The sequence below is a fragment of the Kaistella gelatinilytica genome, from assembly GCF_015679325.1.
Classification (GTDB): Bacteria; Bacteroidota; Bacteroidia; order Flavobacteriales; family Weeksellaceae; genus Kaistella; species Kaistella gelatinilytica.
This window is the reverse complement of sequence record NZ_JADPVI010000001.1, coordinates 1,409,637-1,430,448: the sequence shown is the minus strand read 5'-3', so window position 1 is coordinate 1,430,448 and position 20,812 is coordinate 1,409,637. Positions and strand designations below refer to the sequence as shown.

Annotated in this window: 19 protein-coding genes; 13 read left to right on the top strand and 6 right to left on the bottom strand. The window is 35.6% G+C overall.

Annotated features, from left to right (window positions below):
• Window positions 1–8: 8 nt before the first annotated feature.
• On the bottom strand, window positions 9–773 hold the full coding sequence (locus IV494_RS06380; RefSeq protein WP_196079302.1) for a 3'-5' exonuclease: 765 nt from the start codon (window positions 771–773) through the stop codon (window positions 9–11).
• Window positions 774–837: 64 nt separating this feature from the next.
• Window positions 838–1,581, bottom strand: coding sequence for a CDP-alcohol phosphatidyltransferase family protein (locus IV494_RS06375; RefSeq protein ID WP_196079301.1), 744 nt, complete (start codon window positions 1,579–1,581; stop codon window positions 838–840).
• A gap of 115 nt (window positions 1,582–1,696) precedes the next feature.
• Between IV494_RS06375 and IV494_RS06370 the strand changes: the two genes are divergently transcribed.
• The 10 genes from IV494_RS06370 to IV494_RS06325 all read left to right on the top strand — a co-directional run bounded on the left by IV494_RS06370 (window position 1,697) and on the right by IV494_RS06325 (window position 14,986).
• Window positions 1,697–3,619, top strand: coding sequence for an LTA synthase family protein (locus IV494_RS06370; RefSeq protein WP_196079300.1), 1,923 nt, complete (start codon window positions 1,697–1,699; stop codon window positions 3,617–3,619).
• Window positions 3,620–3,756: 137 nt separating this feature from the next.
• On the top strand, window positions 3,757–4,176 hold the full coding sequence (locus tag IV494_RS06365; protein WP_039354349.1) for a DUF2147 domain-containing protein: 420 nt from the start codon (window positions 3,757–3,759) through the stop codon (window positions 4,174–4,176).
• 114 nt (window positions 4,177–4,290) lie between these two features.
• Entirely contained in the window at window positions 4,291–5,274 is a 984-nt protein-coding gene (locus IV494_RS06360; RefSeq protein WP_196079299.1) for a pyruvate dehydrogenase complex E1 component subunit beta, read from the top strand.
• Window positions 5,275–5,376: 102 nt separating this feature from the next.
• Window positions 5,377–7,377, top strand: coding sequence for a KUP/HAK/KT family potassium transporter (locus IV494_RS06355; protein WP_196079298.1), 2,001 nt, complete (start codon window positions 5,377–5,379; stop codon window positions 7,375–7,377).
• A 70-nt stretch (window positions 7,378–7,447) separates the two neighbouring features.
• A complete protein-coding gene (locus IV494_RS06350) occupies window positions 7,448–7,921 on the top strand; it encodes a Fur family transcriptional regulator (protein ID WP_039354343.1) in 474 nt (157 codons plus the stop codon).
• Window positions 7,921–9,660: an OstA-like protein gene (locus tag IV494_RS06345; protein WP_196079297.1), complete on the top strand. Its 1,740-nt coding sequence runs from the start codon at window positions 7,921–7,923 to the stop codon at window positions 9,658–9,660. Before IV494_RS06350 ends, IV494_RS06345 begins: the two co-directional genes overlap by 1 nt.
• A 142-nt stretch (window positions 9,661–9,802) precedes the next feature.
• Window positions 9,803–12,295: a T9SS type B sorting domain-containing protein gene (locus IV494_RS06340; protein WP_196079296.1), complete on the top strand. Its 2,493-nt coding sequence runs from the start codon at window positions 9,803–9,805 to the stop codon at window positions 12,293–12,295.
• A gap of 7 nt (window positions 12,296–12,302) precedes the next feature.
• A complete protein-coding gene (locus IV494_RS06335) occupies window positions 12,303–13,478 on the top strand; it encodes an aspartate aminotransferase family protein (RefSeq protein WP_196079295.1) in 1,176 nt (391 codons plus the stop codon).
• 241 nt (window positions 13,479–13,719) lie between these two features.
• Complete coding sequence (locus IV494_RS06330) at window positions 13,720–14,106, top strand: START-like domain-containing protein (protein ID WP_039354336.1); 387 nt, start codon at window positions 13,720–13,722, stop codon at window positions 14,104–14,106.
• A 73-nt stretch (window positions 14,107–14,179) separates the two neighbouring features.
• Entirely contained in the window at window positions 14,180–14,986 is an 807-nt protein-coding gene (locus tag IV494_RS06325) for an aminotransferase class IV (protein WP_230379919.1), read from the top strand.
• 144 nt (window positions 14,987–15,130) lie between these two features.
• Here the strand turns inward: IV494_RS06325 and IV494_RS06320 are convergent, their stop codons facing one another.
• On the bottom strand, window positions 15,131–15,679 hold the full coding sequence (locus IV494_RS06320; protein WP_196079294.1) for a YqgE/AlgH family protein: 549 nt from the start codon (window positions 15,677–15,679) through the stop codon (window positions 15,131–15,133).
• Window positions 15,680–15,732: 53 nt separating this feature from the next.
• On the opposite strand from IV494_RS06320, the gene pdxH reads away from it, so the two are divergent.
• A complete protein-coding gene (gene pdxH, locus IV494_RS06315) occupies window positions 15,733–16,377 on the top strand; it encodes a pyridoxamine 5'-phosphate oxidase (RefSeq protein ID WP_196079293.1) in 645 nt (214 codons plus the stop codon).
• 78 nt (window positions 16,378–16,455) lie between these two features.
• On the opposite strand, the gene IV494_RS06310 is transcribed toward pdxH, so the two are convergent.
• On the bottom strand, window positions 16,456–16,764 hold the full coding sequence (locus tag IV494_RS06310; protein WP_039354327.1) for an HU family DNA-binding protein: 309 nt from the start codon (window positions 16,762–16,764) through the stop codon (window positions 16,456–16,458).
• A 389-nt stretch (window positions 16,765–17,153) separates the two neighbouring features.
• Between IV494_RS06310 and panD the strand changes: the two genes are divergently transcribed.
• Together panD and IV494_RS06300 are read left to right on the top strand one after the other, a co-directional pair.
• The gene (gene panD / locus IV494_RS06305) at window positions 17,154–17,504 is read left to right on the top strand and encodes an aspartate 1-decarboxylase (protein WP_196079292.1); all 351 of its coding nucleotides are present in this window, start codon (window positions 17,154–17,156) and stop codon (window positions 17,502–17,504) included.
• Between the two features lie 21 nt (window positions 17,505–17,525).
• Window positions 17,526–18,551 carry a lysylphosphatidylglycerol synthase transmembrane domain-containing protein gene (locus tag IV494_RS06300; RefSeq protein WP_196079291.1) on the top strand — a complete coding sequence of 342 codons (1,026 nt, stop codon included), beginning with the start codon at window positions 17,526–17,528 and terminating at the stop codon, window positions 18,549–18,551.
• On the opposite strand, the gene IV494_RS06295 is transcribed toward IV494_RS06300, so the two are convergent.
• Window positions 18,548–18,748: a YqaE/Pmp3 family membrane protein gene (locus tag IV494_RS06295; RefSeq protein WP_196079290.1), complete on the bottom strand. Its 201-nt coding sequence runs from the start codon at window positions 18,746–18,748 to the stop codon at window positions 18,548–18,550. The genes IV494_RS06300 and IV494_RS06295 overlap by 4 nt on opposite strands.
• Before the next feature lie 38 nt (window positions 18,749–18,786).
• On the bottom strand, window positions 18,787–20,799 hold the full coding sequence (locus IV494_RS06290; protein WP_196079289.1) for a M3 family metallopeptidase: 2,013 nt from the start codon (window positions 20,797–20,799) through the stop codon (window positions 18,787–18,789).
• Between the last annotated feature and the right edge of the window lie 13 nt (window positions 20,800–20,812).

The window sequence follows — 20,812 nt, the reverse complement described above, 5'->3', positions numbered from 1 at the left end:
TAAAGAATTTAAAATTTACTTCTTAACTGAATTCCTGTCAAAATTTTCTTCGTATACAAAGGAAAATCAGCGTTTTGAATCCAGCTGTAATAACCCAGATCTTTCTGGAAAACGTCTTTCACTCTTTGTCCTTTGTATTTCCCAAAACTGAAAATTTCTTTTTCATCTTCATCAAAAGCGATAAATCCGGCGAGATCAGCAAATTTGTTGTGGAAAGAAAATTCGCTCAAACCCGCGATGTCATTTGGAAGTTCGTCGTAATGTCCAACTTGCGCGTCTAAAACTTCAAACGTTGCCAAAACATCGGCTTCGGCGGAATGTGCATTTTCTAAACCTTTTTTGCAATAAAACTGATAAGCGGCCGTCAGATTTCGAGGTTCCATTTTGTGAAAAATCGTCTGTGCATCGACGAGTTTAAATTTACTTAAATCAAAATCGATCCCTGCACGCAAAAGTTCTTCGGCCAAAAGCGGGACATCAAAACGGTTCGAATTAAATCCACCCAGATCGGAGCCGGAAATCATTTCTATAACCTTTGATGCGATCTCCTTAAATTTCGGCGCGTCTTTCACTTTCTCATCCGTAATTCCATGAACTGCAGTCGATTCTTTTGGAATAAACATTTCAGGATTTACGAGCCACGTTTTGCTTTCGCGCGATGCATCTGGATTGACCTTCAAAATAGAAATTTCTACGATCCGGTCTTTTGCAACGCTGATCCCGGTTGTTTCAAGATCGAAAATACAGAGCGGTTTATGGAGTTTTAAATTCATTTTTTTTAATTTGAAAATTTGATAATGAGTTGATTTGATGGCTTTTTCATCTAACTTCTAACATCTATTTTAGTTGTTTCTGAAAAATAATGGAGATCAAAATATAATAAATAATGACAAGTGGAATTCCCACGATTCTGAAAATTGCTAAAATTAAAATTGATCCGATTAATAAAGTGATTTTCGGATAATTATCTTCTAATTTCATCGATTTGAATTTCATGGCAATCATTTTTATTGGACTTATTAAAAGCCAGGAACTAATGAAGGTTAAGGCGAGTAAAAATAAATCAATATATTCAAAAATAAAAAGTAAAAATTTAGACGACGATTCCATTGGTTTTGAACCATACACATTTAAAAGATAGAAAATTCCAAAGATTAAAATTGTATTTGAAGGCGTATTTAAACCTTTAAAATAATAAGTTTGTTCTTCATCTAAATTAAAAATCGCCAATCTCAAACAAGAAAAAACGGTGATGAATAAACCGAAATATTTTATTTCAAAAGGAAGTTCTATTCCAAATAATTGATTTCCAAATGGTTCCAAAGCTTTATACATCGCAATTCCCGGCAATAAACCGAAACTCACCATATCTGCAAGAGAATCGAGTTGCGCTCCTAAAGTCGAATTCGATTTCATTGCTCTTGCGATAAATCCATCGAAAAAATCCAGGATTAAAGACAGAATAATGCAGATGGCGGTGATCTTATAATTCCCCGTGATCAAATGAATTACGCCAATGCTTCCTGAAAACAAATTGGCGAGCGTAAAAGCGTTTGCGAGATTATTTTTAATAAAATTCATAAAAGCAAAAGTAAGGTTTTTATTAAAATTGATGTTAGCATTACAAATGAAAAAACGAATTAATATGGAAAGGTGAATTTAATGTAAATTTGTAGCCTAATTTTGAATCAATTTCATGAAAGAAATAAGATTACAGGAACTCTTCACCCTTTTTTACCGAATATTTTTGGCGTATTTCTTCTATCAGATCGCGCGTTTTTTATTTTGGTTTTTTAATAAGGATCTCATCAAAATCGATTCTGTTTCAGACTATTTAAGCATTTCCTTCCATGGATTTGCGTTTGATACCACAGCAATTTTATACGTGAACTCGCTTTTTATTCTGTTGAGTTTGATCCCTATTCTTATCAATACCAAAAAGGTTTACCAGAAATTTCTGTTTTACCTCTATTTCATCACAAATGGAATTGCGTACGGAATGAATTTCGGTGATTTTATTTATTATAAATTTTCTCAGGCGAGATTAACAACGGCTGCGATGAACGTCGCACAGCATGAAAATAATTTAGGAAAAATATTTATTCTTTCGGTTATAGAACATCCGTTTGTTATTTTTTGGTTCGTCGTCATGATGATTTTCTGGATCTTCCTTTATAAAAAAGTAAAAGTAAAAGAATTCAAACCCGAAAAAAAAGCAGTCTATTTCATCTCTTCCATCGTTAGTTTATGCATAATTGCTACGTTGGTTGTGGGCGGAATTCGCGGTGATTTCAAACATTCAACACGACCGATTAATTTGGTAGATGCGAATCGGTTTGTGAAAAATCCTCTTCAGGCAAATGTTGTTTTGAACAGCGTTTTCTCCTTTTTCCGAACCATTGATACCAATAATTTTAAAGAAGTTCACTTTGTAGATCAAAAATTCATTGATGAAAACATCAAACCTTATAAATTGTATGTTCGGGAAAAAGTAGAGCCAAAACCGAATATCGTTATTTTTATTCTCGAAAGTTTCGGTAAAGAATATTCCGGTGCATTTAACAAAAATACCAACATTAAAAACTTTGTTTCTTACACTCCTTTTTTCGACAGTTTGGCGACTCAAAGTTTAATTGCGACGAATGCTTTTGCAAATGGAAGACAGTCGATCCACGGAATGAGTTCTGTTTTGGCGGGAATCCCGAGTTTGAAAGATGCTTTTACGAGTTCCCCTTATTCGAATCAAAAAATTCAGTCTATCGTTTCTGTTTCCAACGAAATGGGTTATGATACTTCTTTCTTTCACGGCGCTCCAAATGGCTCGATGGGATTTCTGGGCTTTGGAAATATTTTGGGTTTCAAACATTATTACGGGAAGACAGAATATAACAATGATGCTGATTTCGATGGGATCTGGGGGATTTGGGATGAACCTTTTTTCCAGTTTTTTGCAAATACTCTGAACAGGAAAAAATCTCCTTTTATGGCGACTTTGTTTTCAGTTTCCTCGCATCATCCTTTTAAAGTTCCGGAAAAATACCAGGGAAAATTTAAAAAAGGTCCTTTAGAAATTGACGAACCGATCGGTTATACTGATTATTCGCTGAAAAAGTTTTTTGAAACGGCGAAGAAAATGCCGTGGTATAACAACACGATCTTTGTTTTAGTTGCTGATCATACGAATCAGACTGGGTATCCGGAATATGAAAAAGCAATGAACCGTTTTGCAATTCCGATCTTGCTTTATTCACCGAATCCGAAATATAATTTGAAAGGCGAAATTACAAGTCCGGCGCAACAGATCGATATTTATCCGACTTTAGCTGATTTAATGGGCTATAATAAAAAAATAAGAAGTTGGGGCAGAAGTTTGGTTTCAGATAAAAATGAGGAATCAATTATCGTGAATTCCAGTGGAGTAGAACAGTTTATCATTGGTAATTACATTTATCTTTTTGATGGTAAAGATTTTACAGGGATCTATGATTTCAAAGATTTAGGGTATCAGAATAATCTTCTGGGAAAAGTGAATACGCCAGAAATAAAATTGGGAGAGTTAAAAGCCAAAGCCTGGTATCAAGATTATATGGACCGCGTTATCAATAGAAAACTAAATTAGGTTTATTACTTCAATAATTTTTTGATTTTTAAGTTTGTGGTATCTATTTTGTAATGTATGCTAAGAATAATTAATAATTTGGTATTTAACTTTTTTTAGTTACTTTTATCCAACTAAAAATTAAAACAATTTTAAAAATGAAAAAAATAATTTTCTCTTTCGTTGCGCTTATGTTTGCAACACTTTCTTATGCTCAAATCGAAGGAAAATGGAAAACCATTGACGACGAAACGGGACAGGCAAAATCTATCGTAGAAATTTCCAAAAAAGCAGATGGTAAATATTACGGAAAAGTGGTTCAACTTCTCATCAAACCTGAACATGCAAATTGCATCGATTGTAAAGATGACAGAAAAAATAAACCAATTTTGGGAATGGAAGTGATCCGCGACATGAAAAAAGACGGTAATGAATTTACCGGTGGTACGATCACTGATCCAAAAACAGGAAAAACTTATAAATGTACTATTACGAAAGATGGTGACAAACTAAATGTTAGAGGATTTATCGGATTCTCATTCATCGGAAGAAGCCAAACCTGGTATCAGGTAAAATAATTTCAAATTAAATTTTGAACAGAAGCAATTCGAAAGAGTTGCTTTTTTTTGTGCGTATCGTTTAATGGTTTGCGAAAAAATCTTTACTTTTGTACTTTAATTTTTCAATCTATTATGAAGGAATATACTTTTAGAGAAGTGATTGCGCAGGCAATGAGTGAGGAGATGCGAAAAGACGAATCTATCTATTTGATGGGTGAGGAAGTAGCAGAATATAATGGTGCTTACAAAGCTTCTAAAGGAATGTTAGATGAGTTTGGTGCAAAAAGAATAATCGATACACCGATTGCTGAACTTGGTTTTACAGGGATCGCAATTGGTTCTGCCATGAACGGAAACAGACCGATCGTAGAATATATGACCTTTAATTTTTGTTTGGTAGGAATTGATCAGATTATCAATAACGCTGCGAAAATTCGTCAGATGAGTGGTGGTCAATGGAACTGCCCAATTGTTTTTCGTGGTCCAACCGCTTCTGCAGGTCAATTGGGAGCAACACACTCTCAAGCTTTGGAAAGTTGGTTTGCCAATATTCCTGGTTTAAAAGTGATCGTTCCTTCAAATCCTTATGACGCGAAAGGCCTTTTAAAAAGTGCAATTCAAGACAATGATCCGGTAATTTTCATGGAGTCTGAACAAATGTATGGTGACAAAATGGAAATTCCTGAAGAAGAATATTACCTTCCGATCGGAAAAGCAGATATTAAAAAAGAAGGAAAAGACGTGACTTTAGTTTCTTTTGGAAAAATTATGAAATTGGCGCTACAAGCCGCTGATGATTTAGAAAGAGAAGGTATTTCTGTTGAAGTGATCGATCTTCGTACCGTTCGTCCTTTAGATTTTGATACTGTGATCGAATCGGTGAAGAAAACAAATCGCCTGGTTATTTTAGAAGAAGCGTGGCCTTTTGGATCGGTTTCTTCAGAAATTACATATATGGTTCAGCAAAAAGCATTTGATTATTTAGATGCGCCGATCAAGAGAATTACCACTCCCGATGCGCCGGCTCCATATTCTTCTGCTCTTTTCGCAGAATGGTTCCCGAAACTAGAGAAAGTGAAGGAAGAAATTAAAAATGCCATGTACATCAAAGCATAAAAAATTAAAACTCTCGAAAGAGAGTTTTTTTTTTAGTTTTTTTTTCAAAAAATCATTTCAGAATTGGTTTTTAATCTAAATTTGCATCCTAAATATTATTGAATGTCTGCAACAATTGAAGGAGGTCAACATATTAATACCCGAAAACTCACCACGATTGGCGTTTTAGTCTCTCTCGGAATCGTTTTCGGCGATATCGGAACATCTCCTCTTTATGTAATGAAAGCCATTGTGAACGCGAGGACCAATGGTGGGAATATGCCATTCGATGAATATATCGAAGGTGCGCTTTCCTGCATCATCTGGACACTCACTTTGCAAACTACCGTGAAATATGTGATGATCGCGCTTCGTGCTGATAACAAAGGCGAAGGTGGTATTTTGGCGCTTTTTTCTCTCATCAAAAATATTAAAAAAGGCTGGCTCTATCTCATTGCGATGATCGGCGCCTCCGCTTTGATTGCAGATGGTGTGATTACACCTTCTCTTACAGTGATCTCTGCAATTGAAGGTTTGAAAATTTATAATCCACATACACCAGTTGTACTAATCACCTCCGTAATTTTAATTGTAATTTTTACAGTGCAGCAGTTTGGAACGAACTCGATCGGTAAATTATTCGGGCCTGTAATGGTGATTTGGTTTTTAATTTTGGGTGCTTTAGGATTGTCCCATTTAGTGGATGATTTAAGTATTCTAAAATCATTTAATCCTTATTATGCCTACAAATTAATCGTGCATTCACCAAGTGCGATCGTGATTTTAGGGGCTGTTTTTCTCTGTACGACAGGAGCAGAAGCGTTGTACTCGGATCTTGGTCATTGCGGTGCAAAAAATATTAGAGTAAGCTGGATCTTTGTGAAAGTAATGCTGATCTTAAATTATCTTGGACAAGGTGCTTGGGTTTTAAAAAATTATGATCTCGTTCACAACGGTGGTATCAATCCTTTTTTTGGTGTAATGCCGGAATGGATGCTGATTCCGGGAATTATCATCGCAACAGCAGCAGCGATTATTGCAAGTCAGGCTTTGATCACAGGATCTTTCACTATTTTTTCTGAAGCAATGTCGCTCAATTTTTGGCCCAATCAGGAGATCGATTATCCTTCCGGGGTGAAAGGTCAAATGTATATTCCCAAAATCAACTGGGGTCTTTTAATACTCTGTTTGATCGTGGTTTTACATTTTAAAGAATCCGGGAAAATGGAAGCTGCGTACGGTTTATCAATCACCATAACCATGTTGATGACCACTGTTTTACTGGCTTTTTGGCTCTATAAAAAACGGATCAATAAATTTATAATTTTAGCGTTCGGATTGGTTTATCTATCAATCGAACTTGGTTTTTTCAGTGCAAACGTGATTAAATTTTTCGAGGGTGGTTGGATCACAGTCGTCTTGGCAGGATTTATTGGTGTATGCATGTACGCATGGTACAACGGAAGATTGATCAAAACAAAATTCATAAAATTCGTAAAGTTGAGTAAATATGTTTCAATTATTAAAGATTTAAAACTCGACGAAACCATTCCCAAATACGCTACCAATCTTGCATTTTTGAGTCGTGCGAAAAGAGAAGATGAGGTAGAAGCAAAAATAATTTATTCAATTCTGCGAAAACAGCCAAAAAGAGCAGATCACTATTTTATCTTAAATATTATCAATCAGGAAGATCCATTTACCTTTAAATATAATGTAGATGAAATTATGCCTGGAACCATTTACCGCATTAATTTCTTGCTTGGATTTAAAATCGACAGAAGAATCAATGATTATTTCGATGATGTTTTGGCAGACATGATGGAAGAGGGAAGTATTCCTACCCGAAGCAGTCATCCCTCGTTGAGAGCTCATAATATTCCGCCAGATTTAAAATATGTGATCATCGATAACACCTATATCAACGATACTTTGTTGACGGTGAAGGAGAAAATTACGCTCAATATTTACAATTTTGTGAAATATATCGGCAGCGATGACTTCAAAGCGTGGGGAATTTCATCTCATAATGTAGTAGTAGAATCTGCACCAATACTGGATCAAAAGGTGATTAACAAAAAAATACAGCTGGTAAATTTCAGACATTATAATTCTGAAAAATAGGAGAATTCTAATTTAATGGTGCAAAAGGCATTAATTTAAAATTCGATAAATTTGTACCTAATAATTTTTAATGGAAGCCAATCATAGAGAGCTAAATATCACAACAATTAAGGACGTTCTTAGACAATATCTGATGGATAAAGGTTTTAGAAACACTCCTGAACGATACACGATTTTAGAAGAAATTTATTCGATGGAACATCATTTCAACGTAGATGATCTCTATCTTTTGATGATGCAGAAGAAATATCATGTTTCGAAGGCGACCATTTATAACACCATCGAAATTTTTCTGGATGCAGGATTGATCAGAAAGCATCAGTTTGGGGAGAAAACACTGACATCTTCGTCCTACGAAAAATCCTATTTCGATAAACAGCATGATCATTTGGTCATCTATAAAAAAGGTTCTGACAAAGAAATCGAAGAGATCATAGAGTTTTGTGACCCCAGAATTCAGGGAATTAAGGATGCGATCGAAAGTACTTTTGGTGTAGATATTGCTTCACACTCACTCTATTTTTACGGAACCAAAAAGAATTAATGAAATATCTTTTCGTTTTTTTTCTCTTCATCAGTGCCACTATTTTTGCGCAAATTCCTACAGAACCCAAAGTTCCTGTAGTCAAAGATGCATTCTTTAATCAGTCAAAAACGCAGCAGGCTACGGCCGAAAAAGTTCATCATACCCATTCTGATAAATTTGGAAGAGACCCTTTAAGATATGAGGGAAATCCTTTTTTTGAAGGCAATGTCCAGTTTGATCATCAAGGTTCTGTTTTAACTGCCGATATTGTAATTCTCTATCAGGAGCAAAATTTTGTGAAAGCCATTGGAAACGTAACGCTTAGAAACCCGGATGGTTCAGTTATTACATCCGGTGAAATGGAATACGACGGAAATACACAAAAAGGTATTGCGCGCAAAAACGTAGTTCTTACTGATCCCGGACAAACCATCAAAACTGAAATACTTTACTACGACCGCCTTTCAAATAATGCTTATTTCAATACCGGCGGAACTATTTCCAAAGATGGAAATGTGATGTACACCAAATCGGCAAATTATGATTTAACAAGTCGTCTGATCGATTTTACAGGAAACGTAAAAATTGATAATGCTGAATATACCGTAGAAGGCGTGAATATCATTCAGAACCAAAATACCAATACGGCAACTTTCAACGGTCCGACAACCATCATTAATAAAAAAAATAGCGCCAATCAGATCTATACTGAAAAAGGAACCTATAATATGAATTCCAAAGAAGTATATCTGAAGAAGAATTCCCGCATTAATTATAACGGTAAAATTTTAACCGGCGATGATCTATACTTCAATCAAATTACCGGATTTGGAACAGGAAAAGGGAATGTAACGCTACGTGATCCTGAGGAAAAGCGCTATATGAAAGGAGGGTACGGTGAGATCTTTGAGAAAAAAGATTCTGCCATGATGACTGATAAACCTTATGCAGTAAAAATTTTAGAGAAAGATTCAATGTATTTTTCCGCAGAAAGAATTTTGGCGTATCAAAATATCGACACTCAAGATCCGTTAAAGAAAAAAAGTTTTCTGCGAGCTTATAAAAAATCCAGAATGTTCAAATCAAATATTCAGGTTAGAGCAGATTCTTTAAGTTTTAATGAAACCGACGGAATCATGAATCTTTTCGGAAAACCGATCGCCTGGAGTGGAGAGAAACAAGTTACGGGTGATAAAATAGAAGCCTATTTCGATACTCAAAATGAATTTATTGATTCCTTGAGAGTGATCGGAAACGCCTTTGCTATAACCAAAGCAGATTCTCTCAATAAAAAAGATGAATTCAATCAGGTCAAAGGTAAATTGATGACTGTTTACTACAAGAATAATGAAGTGAATCTCGCAAAAGTAATCGGAAATGCACAGGCAATTACTTATGCAGATGAGCCGAACGAAAAGACGAAAGAAGTAGAGCGCATCGGTGTTGCTTTATCAACGTGTGGAACCATCGAAGCGCTTTTTGAAGATCGAAAAGTTCAGGTCATTTCCTGCAACATCGGTGCAAATACAGATATTTATCCGATGAGTCAAATTGCGCGCGAGAAAAGATTTTTCCCTGATTTTAACTGGAATACTAAAGACAGACTTCGAAAATGGCAGGATATTTTCCTGGATTCTCCAGCGTATCAAGAAGTAAAATATGAATCAGACGATACGCTCTTTGATGCTGCCCGGAAAACGATCGACGACGCCAAAGCAAAAGAGGAAGCGAAGAAACCGAAGCGAGTCCGTAAGTAATTTTCTCACAAGATTTTGATGTCGATTTGTAAAGGTTTACAAAAGCGCGATCATATTTAAAACGGTTCCTGACTAATTATTAAAAAGTATAATTTTTCATATTAAAAATAATATCAAATTATTGAGTTGTAAATAAATTTATATGAAAAAAATATTTTTAATAATAATTTTTTTATTCATACAAAATCACTTAAAAGCCCAATTAGATCTAGAACATTGGTTTCCGCCGGTTTACAAAACAGGGGGTGATATCAGCAACGCTGTCGTTTCCCTATCCACTGATAAAATTACCCCATTTAAAGTATTTATTTATAATGCCGATCAGGTTATTGGAACGGTTATCCTGAGTAAAAATAATCCTGCAGAATACAACTTAGGAAACAATATAGGTGCTGTTTTTGCTGACAATATAGCAGATACGATGACAAATCTCAATGCAGGTTTGCATCTGGTTGGCGAAAATAGTTTTTATGCTCATCTGAAATTTTACGGCACCAATACAGAAATCATTTCTTCTAAAGGTAAAACAGCCTTAGGGAAATCTTTTTTCATTGTAAATGATCAAAATATCATCTATGATAACAGCACGTACAGCTTTAATTATCAGGCAAGTTTTATGGCTTATGCTGATGACACTCATATCAAAATAAAGAATTACAGCAAAGGTCTCGTTTTTACTGATGGTTCAAAACAGGATGAAATTAACATCACGCTCAATAAAAATCAATCCTATATTGTAGCCGCATTGAAAAGAGATAATTATGCACCAATCGATGGCTTTAATGATTTTTATGACCCTAATCTCATCGGTGCTACAGTGACTTCTGATAAACCAATTGTTGTTTCCAATGGTAATTTTTTGAGTCAGGATGCAGGATTGGATATCAGAGGCAGTCTGAATATCGATCAAAATCTTCCCGTAAATAGGATTGGGAAAGAATATTTATTAATAAATGGAATGTCAGCCGGTAATTTTTACATGGAAAAATCACTGATCGTTGCCACAGAAGACAACACAAAGCTATTTTTTAATAATGAAAATGCTCCCTTTCAAACTTTGAAAAGAGGTCAGCATTATATTGGTCCTTATCAGGATAACAAATATCTTAGTGGTAATGAACCAGACTTTACCAATGAGGAGGGTAGAAAAATACCAACTTCTGCGATGCTCATCAGATCCGATAAACCTATTTACTGTTATCAACTTCTCGCTACTTTTCACGACAAGCCCAAAGATCCAAGAGGTTATGTGCCGAGAGTCGGCAGTTCAAGTGCAATGCTTTTATCTTATCCATTAGATAAAGATTATCAGCTAAAAACGGTCGTGCTGTCCAGTGTTGATAAGTTGGGAACCATTGATATGAGAAGTAAAATCTCCATTAAATCAGAGAAAAACGCCAATATAAAGGTTAATGGGATTGCAGTTTCCGGCGGAACAGATATTACCGGTAAACCAGGGTGGAAATATAATACGGTACAAAATTTAAAAGGAAATGTAGTCATTGAATCTGATAAAAGTTTAAACATCGATTTTGTCGGAGGAATTAACAAGATAGAAGGGGTGGAATATTCCGGTTATGCCGGAAGTGTCGTAAGTTACAGCAACGATCCGGTCATTACCGTTAATGGAAATTGTATAGAAGAAGGCATGTTGTTGTCTCTTAATAATATCGATTTTGATCTTATTCAGTGGCAATTAAATGGCGTAGATATTCCCGGCGCGAACAGCGGAACTTTTGTACCTGTGCAACCAGGAAATTACACTTGTGTTTTAACTTACTCAGGATTAAAATACACTACAAACAGTATTGCTGTCGTCAATTGTCCCTACACTGTTATTGAGAAAGATTTCGGTGCTATTTGCGATACTTTGGAAATCACACCATCTTTTTCGGCGCCCAACCAAAATACTGCAATTGCCAGGTTAGAAATTCTTAGTCAGCCTTTCAATGGAGTTGTGACCATCAATAATTTTTCTTTGAAATATACTCCGAATGAGGGGATTTCGGGGAATGACCGTTTTGTTTACAGAATTTGTAATGCTACAAACGGATTGTGTGAAACGGTCAAAGCTACCGTATTCGTTAATCTGAAACCCACCGCAGAAATAATTAATGAAATATATCCGGTTGTTGAAAGTAATGGAACTGCCACTTATGACCTCACCAAAGTAATTATCAATCTGGATAATAATCAGTATGATTTTTATGAAGATAGTGCTTTAACTAAAATTATTTTTTCACCCAGCTCTTTTCAGACAACGCTCGGAAAAGTATATTTGAAAATTTCAGCATCTTCGGGATGCTTTATTGTGAAAGAAATAATTCTATTATCATTGTCGAACAGCATCGATCTGCCGAATTTCTTTTCCCCAAACGGCGATGGAATTAATGATTACTGGGATTTTTCAAAATTACAAAGTTATAATATCACGCAGCTGCAGATTTTTGACAGATATGGTAAAAAGGTTTTCGAGCCCGATCAACCCATTACCAATTACCAGTGGTCCGGAAAGGACAATTCCAAAAAATCTTTACCAACTGATACTTACTGGGCAGTAATTATTTGGAATAACCCCCGAACCGGAATGCCAGTTATCAAACAAATGTGGATACTTTTGCAAAACAGAAATTAATTTTAACATGCAACACGATTTCTTTAAATATCAAGCACAAACAACGCAATTTGCCGCAGGTTTCGAAGTAGAAAAAGCGGTGGGAAGTTACATCTATGGAAAAGACGGTAAGAAATATCTCGATTTTGTGGCCGGAGTTTCTGCAAATACGCTCGGACATTCTCACCCGAAAATCGTTAACGCGATCAAAACGCAGGCAGAAAAATATCTGCACGTCATGGTTTACGGCGAATACGCTCAGGAAATGCCTGTGAAATTGTGCAAGCTTTTGGCAGATTCTACACCCGAACCTTTAGAAGTTACCTATCTCGTAAATTCTGGGGCAGAAGCTATCGACGGCGCTCTGAAGTTGGCAAAAAGATATACCGGAAGAGAAGAAATAATCTCCTTCCACAATTCTTACCACGGAAATACCCACGGTGCTTTGTCCGTTTCCGGGAATGAATATCACAAACGTGAATTTCGTCCGTTGTTGCCGATGGTCAGTTTTATTCATTTTAATGAGGAAAAAGATTTAGAAAAAATTACGGAGAAAACAGCTTGTGTTCTTCTCGAAACCATTCAGGGTGCAGCAGGATTTTTAGTTCCTAATGATGATTATCTGAAAAAACTGAAAGGGCGATGCGAAGAAGTTGGCGCGCTATTGATCTTAGATGAAATTCAGCCCGGATTTGGGAGAACAGGAAAGTTATTTGCTTTCGAACATTTTGGAATCGTTCCCGATATTATGGTCATGGGAAAAGGAATGGGAGGCGGCGTTCCGGTCGGAGCTTTTATGAGTTGTGAGAAAATAATGCACTCTTTATCACATTCTCCCAAACTAGGTCACATCACCACTTTTGGTGGTAATCCTTTGATTGCAGCAGCAAGTTATGCGACTTTAAAAGAAGTTTTAGAAAGCGGTTTGATGAATGAAATCGATGAGAAAGAAAAGCTATTCCGGGAATTACTCGTTCATCCGAAAATCAAAAACATCAACGGCAAAGGTTTGATGTTGGCGGTAAATCTTGGTTCGCCAGAATTTACTTTAGACGTTGCAAAACGCTGCATGGAAAAAGGTTTGGTTGTTTTCTGGCAACTGTACCGGAACGAATATTTAAGAATTTCGCCACCACTGACTTTATCTTTGGAAGAAATAAGAGAAGGTTGTGCAATTATTCTGGAAGTTTTAAACGAGTCTTAAAAATCCTTCGGAAAACAAAATTCCCTTAATTTTAGCCGGGATGGGAACGGCATCCCCCGATGATAAATATCATGCCTCATATTGCGAAATCTTCGTAATCGGGGATACAGTGGACAGCGCGTGGAGTTTTTGCAGAAAGTCCCAATTTGTTGCTCCTCAGAATTTTGTTTTTCAGAAAAAATATGTTGCGTAAATCAGAATTTAATTTATATATTGCGACACATTAAAAATAGGAGGCTTTATGGCGAAAACGAAAGTGCAATACGAATTTCCAATGCACTGTCAGTCGGAGATTTTATATGAATATATGGCAAGTGCAGAAGGACTTTCTGAGTGGTTTGCCGATGACGTAATAGAAAAAGGAGACGATTTCTACTTCACCTGGAACGGTGGTCCTGGTGAAAAAGCGACGCTTATTCGTTACAAGCCGGAAAGTTTTGTCCGTTACCGTTGGGAAGAGGATGAAGGCAGCAAAAACTATTTTGAAATGACGATCGTAATTGATGATATTACCGATGATCTGGCGCTGATCATTACGGATTTTTGCGATCCGGGTGATGAGGTAGAAAACCAGTTGTACTGGGAGAATTTGATCGAAAACCTAAGACTTAAATTAGGGGCAACATAAAATTTTTTTAACGAAATAACATGATGAACGATTTTCTCGTTCATTATTTTTTTATACTAAATTCAGAATTATTTTGGAACAGCTTATTGTAACTTCAGAAAATTTTCAGGCTAGAAATCGTGCATTTCTCTTTGGTGATGCGGTAAAGGTTTCTTTTTTCGTGCGCAATGTTGAATTGATCATGGCAGAGGAATGTTATTTTTTCCTCATGGCGTCCATGCGCAAAATGCGGATGAATATTCCGCTTTCTTATACGTTGGAATTTTTTCAGAATCTTTTTAAGGAAAAAATTATTGATGAAGGAATTTCAGATGGAATTATTCAGCTTTTAGTTTATCGTAATGCAGATGAAAATGCTTTGGAAAAAGCGGATGTGTCTTTTTATTTTGAAGTTAAAAATTTAGATGATGTTTTGGCGATTCAGGGTGAAAGTGAAATGGATCTCATTAAAGAAGTGAACGTAAATACCAATTTTCTAAGTACGATCCACACGCATTGCCCGGAGAATATTTACGCGGAAATTTATGCGAAGGAAAATGATTTGGATGATGTGATCTTTTTAAATCCTAATAAAAGAATTGCAAGAAGTATTTTCGGAAACCTTTTGTTCCTGGAAGGAAATGTTATAAAAATTCCTAAGACAACGGAAGGTGCTTATATTTCTCCGCTCATGGAAAATTTTGTCACATTCATTCACAAAAATAATCTGGCTGAAATTCAGGAATCTGAAATGATCGCTTTCGAGTCGCAAAAATCTGAAGAAATTTTGATGATTTCTGATGATAAAGGTCTATTCTCGGTTACAAAGATCAGAAATAAAACGTTTGAGAAAACCCGATTTACAGAAATTGTCGAAAAATGGAAAGCTAGTTTCGCCTAGAATTGACAAACCCGCGAAACAACCTTTTAAGTCCTTTAGCGGGTTTTTATATTGTAATCTCTTCGAGTATAACGATTGAAATTTTTTTAAATTATACGGCGAAATATTAAAGTTTTGTTAAAGTTTTGTAGTTCGTTCGTACAGTTAGTTCATGGAAATATTGTCAGGTGCGTTTGCCCAAAGTAAATATTCGCCGCCCAGGTTTTGCATGATATTTTTCCAAAGCGTTTGATCGTTGGGCAAAGTATAGTCTAAGTTATACACATCAACCACCGTCCACATTTTTCGTTTTACTTCATCTTCCAGCTGATGAATTCCCCAACCTGAATAGCCTGAAAAAACCTTAATTTCATCTACAGAAATGAGTTCATCAATTAATCCGGTTACTACATTTTCGATGTCTTCAGTGAGATAAAATTCTTTGTTTATTTCTGAGAAATTTTCAGTGACTTTTTTCCCTTTATTGATGAAGAAAATTTTATCATTTTCTACCGGACCACCTTCGTAAACTTCAACTGCAAAACCAAATATATGAAGCAATCTGTCGCTCATTCTTGAATTTTTTTTATTCAGAATAAGTCCAAAAGCACCGTTTTCATTATGGTCGACGATCAGGACAACTGCGCGTGAAAATATATCTCCCGAAATATCCGGAGTGGAAATTAAAATTTTACCTTTGTATGAATGATTCATCTGAATTGCAGGTCAAATAGAAAAACCTATATTCAAATGTAATAAAAAATTTTATGGAAAACTTGCACGACAAAAGAAAAGTTTATGAAAAGTCCCAACTTCTTGAAAATCAAATAAAAGAAAACCCGATCGAGCAGTTTCGGGATTGGTTTACGGATGCAAAGGAAAGTCCTAATATTTCTGAAGCCAATGCGATGGCAATTTCAACTTTAGAAAGTGATGGTTGTCCACGAACAAGAATGGTTTTGTTGAAGTCTTACACGTGGGAAGGTTTTATTTTCTACACCAATTACGAGAGTAGAAAAGGGAAAGCCATCGAGAATAATCACAAAGCTTGTCTGCATTTTTTCTGGCCTAATCTGGAGAGACAAATCATCATCAAAGCCAATCTGGAAAGGATCCCGGAGAATTTGAGCGATGGCTATTTTCATTCCCGACCAAAAGGAAGTCAACTGGGAGCTGCGGTTTCTCCACAAAGTCAAATTATTCCTGACCGTAATTTTCTAGAAGAAAAACTGAAAAATCTGGAAATAGAATATCAGGATAAAGAAATTCCACGTCCGGAAAACTGGGGTGGATATATTGCGAAACCGTATGAAATTGAATTTTGGCAAGGTCGCCCAAATCGTTTACATGATCGAATGATATACGAACTTCAGGAAGATTTCGACTGGAAGATTTCCCGATTGGCTCCTTAAAGAAAGCTGTTCGAATAATTTATAGCGCAAAAAAATCCCGAGGAATCGGGATTTTATTTTTTTAAAATAATCTAAAGATTATTTCTTCTTTTTTGTTGTCGCAGTCATACTTTCCATAACTGCTCCTGATAAATCAGCACCAGCTTTGAATTTAGCAACTTTTTTTGCAGCAATTTGAATTGGTTTTTTAGTTGCAGGGTTGATTCCTTGTCTAGCAGCTCTATCAGCTACAGAGAAAGTACCAAATCCAACTAAAGAAACTTTACCATCTTTTTCTTTCAAAGTAGATGTAACGTTAGAAATGAAAGATTCCAAAGCAGCTTTTGCAGCAACTTTTGTAATGCTCGCGTCTTTTGCGATAGCGTCGATTAATTCTGATTTGTTCATAATTATTAATTATTTAAGTTAGTATCATTATCAAAGCAAATATAAAACATTTTTCATATTGTGCAAATGTTTTCCAAATATTTAACAGAAAATCTATAAATTTCTCCAAATTAACAGAAACTACTAAATTGGAGACCATACGAATATTCGACGTTGTGGACTGCTAAAATTATGCCAAACCCTTTGTCAATCGAATAATTATCAATTTTGTATTCCTGTATTTAAAATTGTGAATTACTTAATTTAGCATTCATTTTTATATGATAACAGATTTTATTTCAGATCAAACTTAAAATTGCAGCAGATGATTGTCGCAGTGGTTATTAGCATGATGCATCAACAATAAAAATATTTACGCTTGTTTTGATTAAAATAATTAAATTTGCGCCATGCTAATTGAAGTTTTTAAATCTAAAATTCACAGAGTTCGGGTCACAGAATCCGATCTTAATTATATAGGAAGTATCACCATCGACGAAGAGCTGTTAGAAGCTTCCGGTATTATCGTGGGCGAAAGAGTTTTTATTGTAAATGTGAACAACGGCGAAAGATTCGATACTTATGCCATCAAAGGGAAAAGAAAATCAGGTGAAATTTGTTTGAACGGTCCTGCTGCGAGAAGAGTTCAGAAAAATGATATTATTATCATCATGTCCTTCGCGCAAATGACTCCGGAGGAAGCAAAAACTTTTCAGCCTAAAATTATTTTTCCTGACGAAAAAACAAACCTTCTTACCTAATTTCTGAAAATTCCCTCCATTTTGGAAGAAATCAAAAAACCAAATTCTTTTAAAACTTTATTAACCATCGCAGTTTCTTTAGGAATTGCTATGTTTTTTATGTGGTTGGCTTTAAAAGGAATGGAATTCAAAAAAATTGCAGGCTATTTTGCGAAAGCGAATTATTTCTGGGTTTTTGCGGGTGCAGTTTTTGGTGTTTTAGCCTACTGGTTTCGTGCCATTCGCTGGAATTTGTTACTCGAACCGATGGGTTACAAAATCTCCAATTCTAATGCTTTCTGGACGATTTCTTTTGGATATTTAATGAATCTTACTATTCCAAGAAGTGGCGAACTGGCGCGTTCTACCGCACTTTTCGGTGTTGAAAAAGTTCCTGTGGAAAAATCCTTTGGAACGATTATTCTCGAAAGAGTAGTGGATCTGATTTGTATGGGAGGATTTCTGGGTTTGACTTTAATCTTCAAATACAAAGCAATTTTATCCTTCTACCAATACGTAACCGCAGAAAAAAGTAAGACTACTGAAAGCACTTCAAATTCTAAATGGTTTATATTATTAGGAATAGCGGCTGTTTTACTAGTACTATTTTTTGCGCTGAGGAAAAAAATGGAGCAATTTCCTATCTATCAAAAGGTAGTTAATTTCGGTAAAGGAATTTTTTACGGCTTAACCTCAATTTTCAAATTAAAACAAAAAGGAAAATTCATTCTATTATCACTAGCCATTTGGATTTGCTATTATTTAGCGGCGTATTTGGTTTGTTTTGCCCTGCCTGAAACTTCTAATTTCACAATTGCAGATGGATTTTTCATCATTGTTGTCGGAACTTTGGGAATGATGGTTCCTGCTTCGGGAGGAATTGGTGCGTTTCACCTGGCTTTAAAGTTCGGAATTATGGCCTTATTTCTTTCAATGGGTAAAAACCCGGAAGAAGGAGGCGAAGTGGGACTTTCCTACGCTTTTATTTCTCACACGATGCAGTTGGTCATCATGATCATACTCGGAATAATCGCAATTCCTGTTTTGGCAAAGAATAGAAAATCTTAATTTCTATTTTCTCGGATCGCTTTAATTAATTTATTGTTTCGTTTTTCTGCTCTAGCGTTGCTCAAAGATAACGCTGCCCAAATTGCAGCCGGAATCCAGCCGAGGATCGTGATTTGTAAGAGGAAACAGATGATTCCTGTCAATATTTTGCCACGAACTATAAAGGATAAAAATGGTAATAAAATCGCTAATAACATTGCTTGGTTTGTTGTTTAGTTCAATAAGATTCTAGGTATTATCCGAAAGCTCTTTTCAATAAACTCTCAACTTTCGGTTCGCTTCCTCTAAAATTTTTGTACAGTTCCATCGCATCTTTTGTTCCGCCAGAAGAAAGTAATATTTTGTATTTCGCCGCGATTTCCGGATTGAAAATTCCGTTTTCTTTGAAATATTGAAAAGCATCTGCATCCAAAACTTCCGCCCATTTGTAGGAATAATATCCAGCCGAATAACCTCCTTGAAAAATGTGAGAGAAACTCGTACTCATTATCGTTTCAGGATTGCTTGGATAAAGATTTGTGGCTTTTGTTTCTTCAACTTCAAAGGTTTTTACGTCGCCAACTTTATCTGAATCGGTGTGATAAGCGATGTCTAAAAGTCCGAAACCAATTTGTCGCATCGTCTGATAACCTTCCATAAAATTCTTGGAATCTGAAATTTTTTGAATTTTTTCTAAAGGTAAAATTTCTCCAGTTTCATAGTGTTTTGCGAATGTTTTCAGAAACTCCGGTTCGTAACAATAATTTTCTAAAAACTGCGACGGAAGTTCCACGAAATCCCATTTCACAGAAGTTCCCGAAAGATTTGGATAAGTAGTATTTGCCAAGACGCCGTGCAAAGCGTGACCAAATTCATGGAAAAGCGTCGTAACTTCCTGGAACGTTAATAAACTTGGCGTATCTGAACTTGGTTTAGAAAAATTACAAACTACCGAAATATGTGGACGGTGATTTTCGCCATTTTTTTGATACTGATTTTTAAAACTAGTCATCCAGGCTCCGGCTCTTTTTCCTTTTCTTGGGAAATAATCGGCATAAAGAAGTGCTTTGAATTCGCCGTTTTCAAAAATTTCGTAGGTTTTTACTTCTTCGTTGTATTTTTGAATGTCATTTGTTTCTTTAAAATCTAAACCAAACAGCGTTTTAGCCAAACCAAAAACAGCGGCCTGAACTTTCTCCAGTTGGAAATAAGGTTTCAGCTCTTCATCATCAATGTCGAATTTTTGTTTACGCAATTTTTCTGCGTAGAAAGTGTGATCGTAACTTTCCATTTCTTCGATTCCGTCGGTTTTTGCGAGATTTTTTAATTCTTCGATCTCATTTTCAGCGTAAGGTTTTGCTTTTTCTAAAAGTTCATTCAGAAAAGTTTTTACTTTTCCGGGTTCTTTTGCCATTCTTTCTTCCAAAACATAATCTGCGTACGTTTTGTAGCCGAGAAGTTGGGCTTTTTCCTGTTTCAGCTGAATGATTTCTTTGATCAAATTCTGATTGTCGAATTCATTATTATTGAAAGATTTTTTTCCGTTTGCCAAAGCCAGTTCTTTCCGAAGTTCCCGGTTTTCTGCGTAAGTCATCAAAGGCAAAAAACTTGGGTATTGCAAAGTCACCACAAATCCTTCCAGATTTCTTTCTTTTGCTTCTTCGCGATATTGTTCTAAAATTGGTGCTGGAATTCCTTTTAAATCTTTTTCGTCGGTAACGTGTTTGAAATAATTATTGGTTTCTGCCAAAACATTTTGTCCAAACTGAAGCGATTTTTTAGACAATTCAATGCTTATGTTTTTGAATTTTTCTTTTTCAGTTTCATTTAAAAGAGCGCCGCTTCTTACAAAACCTTTATAAGTTTCTGTCAAAAGCATTTGCTGTTCTTCGCTGAGATTGTATTTTTCCTTTTCGGTGTAAACTTTATTGATTTTATCAAAAAGCTTTTCATTTTGAGAAATTCTGGCTGAATATTCCGTTAGAATTGGAGAAACTTCCTGCGCAATTTTTTGAATTTCATCATTAGTTTCTGCAGAATTCAAATTGAAAAATATACTGGAAACAACTTCTAACTGTTCACCGGAAAAAGCCAAAGCTTCGATCACGTTTTCAAAAGTGGGTTCCTCTTTATTCTCAACAATTTCATTGATTTCTTTTTCGGAAGTTTTAACTAATTCCTGAAAAGCAGGAAGAAAATGTTCTTCTTTGATTTCGGTAAACGGTGCAGAATTATATTGGGTATCGAAGGTATTTAAGAGTGGATTCATATATTTTTTTAAA

Coding starts and splice junctions, on each gene's coding strand:
- IV494_RS06330 (WP_039354336.1), top strand. CDS start 13,720: ATGGCGAAAACGAAAGTGCAATACGAATTTCCAATGCACTGTCAGTCG.
- IV494_RS06340 (WP_196079296.1), top strand. CDS start 9,803: ATGAAAAAAATATTTTTAATAATAATTTTTTTATTCATACAAAATCAC.
- IV494_RS06380 (WP_196079302.1), bottom strand. CDS start 773: ATGAATTTAAAACTCCATAAACCGCTCTGTATTTTCGATCTTGAAACA.
- IV494_RS06360 (WP_196079299.1), top strand. CDS start 4,291: ATGAAGGAATATACTTTTAGAGAAGTGATTGCGCAGGCAATGAGTGAG.
- IV494_RS06365 (WP_039354349.1), top strand. CDS start 3,757: ATGAAAAAAATAATTTTCTCTTTCGTTGCGCTTATGTTTGCAACACTT.
- IV494_RS06370 (WP_196079300.1), top strand. CDS start 1,697: ATGAAAGAAATAAGATTACAGGAACTCTTCACCCTTTTTTACCGAATA.
- IV494_RS06295 (WP_196079290.1), bottom strand. CDS start 18,748: ATGTTATTAGCGATTTTATTACCATTTTTATCCTTTATAGTTCGTGGC.
- IV494_RS06355 (WP_196079298.1), top strand. CDS start 5,377: ATGTCTGCAACAATTGAAGGAGGTCAACATATTAATACCCGAAAACTC.
- IV494_RS06345 (WP_196079297.1), top strand. CDS start 7,921: ATGAAATATCTTTTCGTTTTTTTTCTCTTCATCAGTGCCACTATTTTT.
- pdxH (WP_196079293.1), top strand. CDS start 15,733: ATGGAAAACTTGCACGACAAAAGAAAAGTTTATGAAAAGTCCCAACTT.
- IV494_RS06290 (WP_196079289.1), bottom strand. CDS start 20,799: ATGAATCCACTCTTAAATACCTTCGATACCCAATATAATTCTGCACCG.
- IV494_RS06320 (WP_196079294.1), bottom strand. CDS start 15,679: ATGAATCATTCATACAAAGGTAAAATTTTAATTTCCACTCCGGATATT.
- IV494_RS06335 (WP_196079295.1), top strand. CDS start 12,303: ATGCAACACGATTTCTTTAAATATCAAGCACAAACAACGCAATTTGCC.
- IV494_RS06375 (WP_196079301.1), bottom strand. CDS start 1,581: ATGAATTTTATTAAAAATAATCTCGCAAACGCTTTTACGCTCGCCAAT.
- panD (WP_196079292.1), top strand. CDS start 17,154: ATGCTAATTGAAGTTTTTAAATCTAAAATTCACAGAGTTCGGGTCACA.
- IV494_RS06310 (WP_039354327.1), bottom strand. CDS start 16,764: ATGAACAAATCAGAATTAATCGACGCTATCGCAAAAGACGCGAGCATT.
- IV494_RS06350 (WP_039354343.1), top strand. CDS start 7,448: ATGGAAGCCAATCATAGAGAGCTAAATATCACAACAATTAAGGACGTT.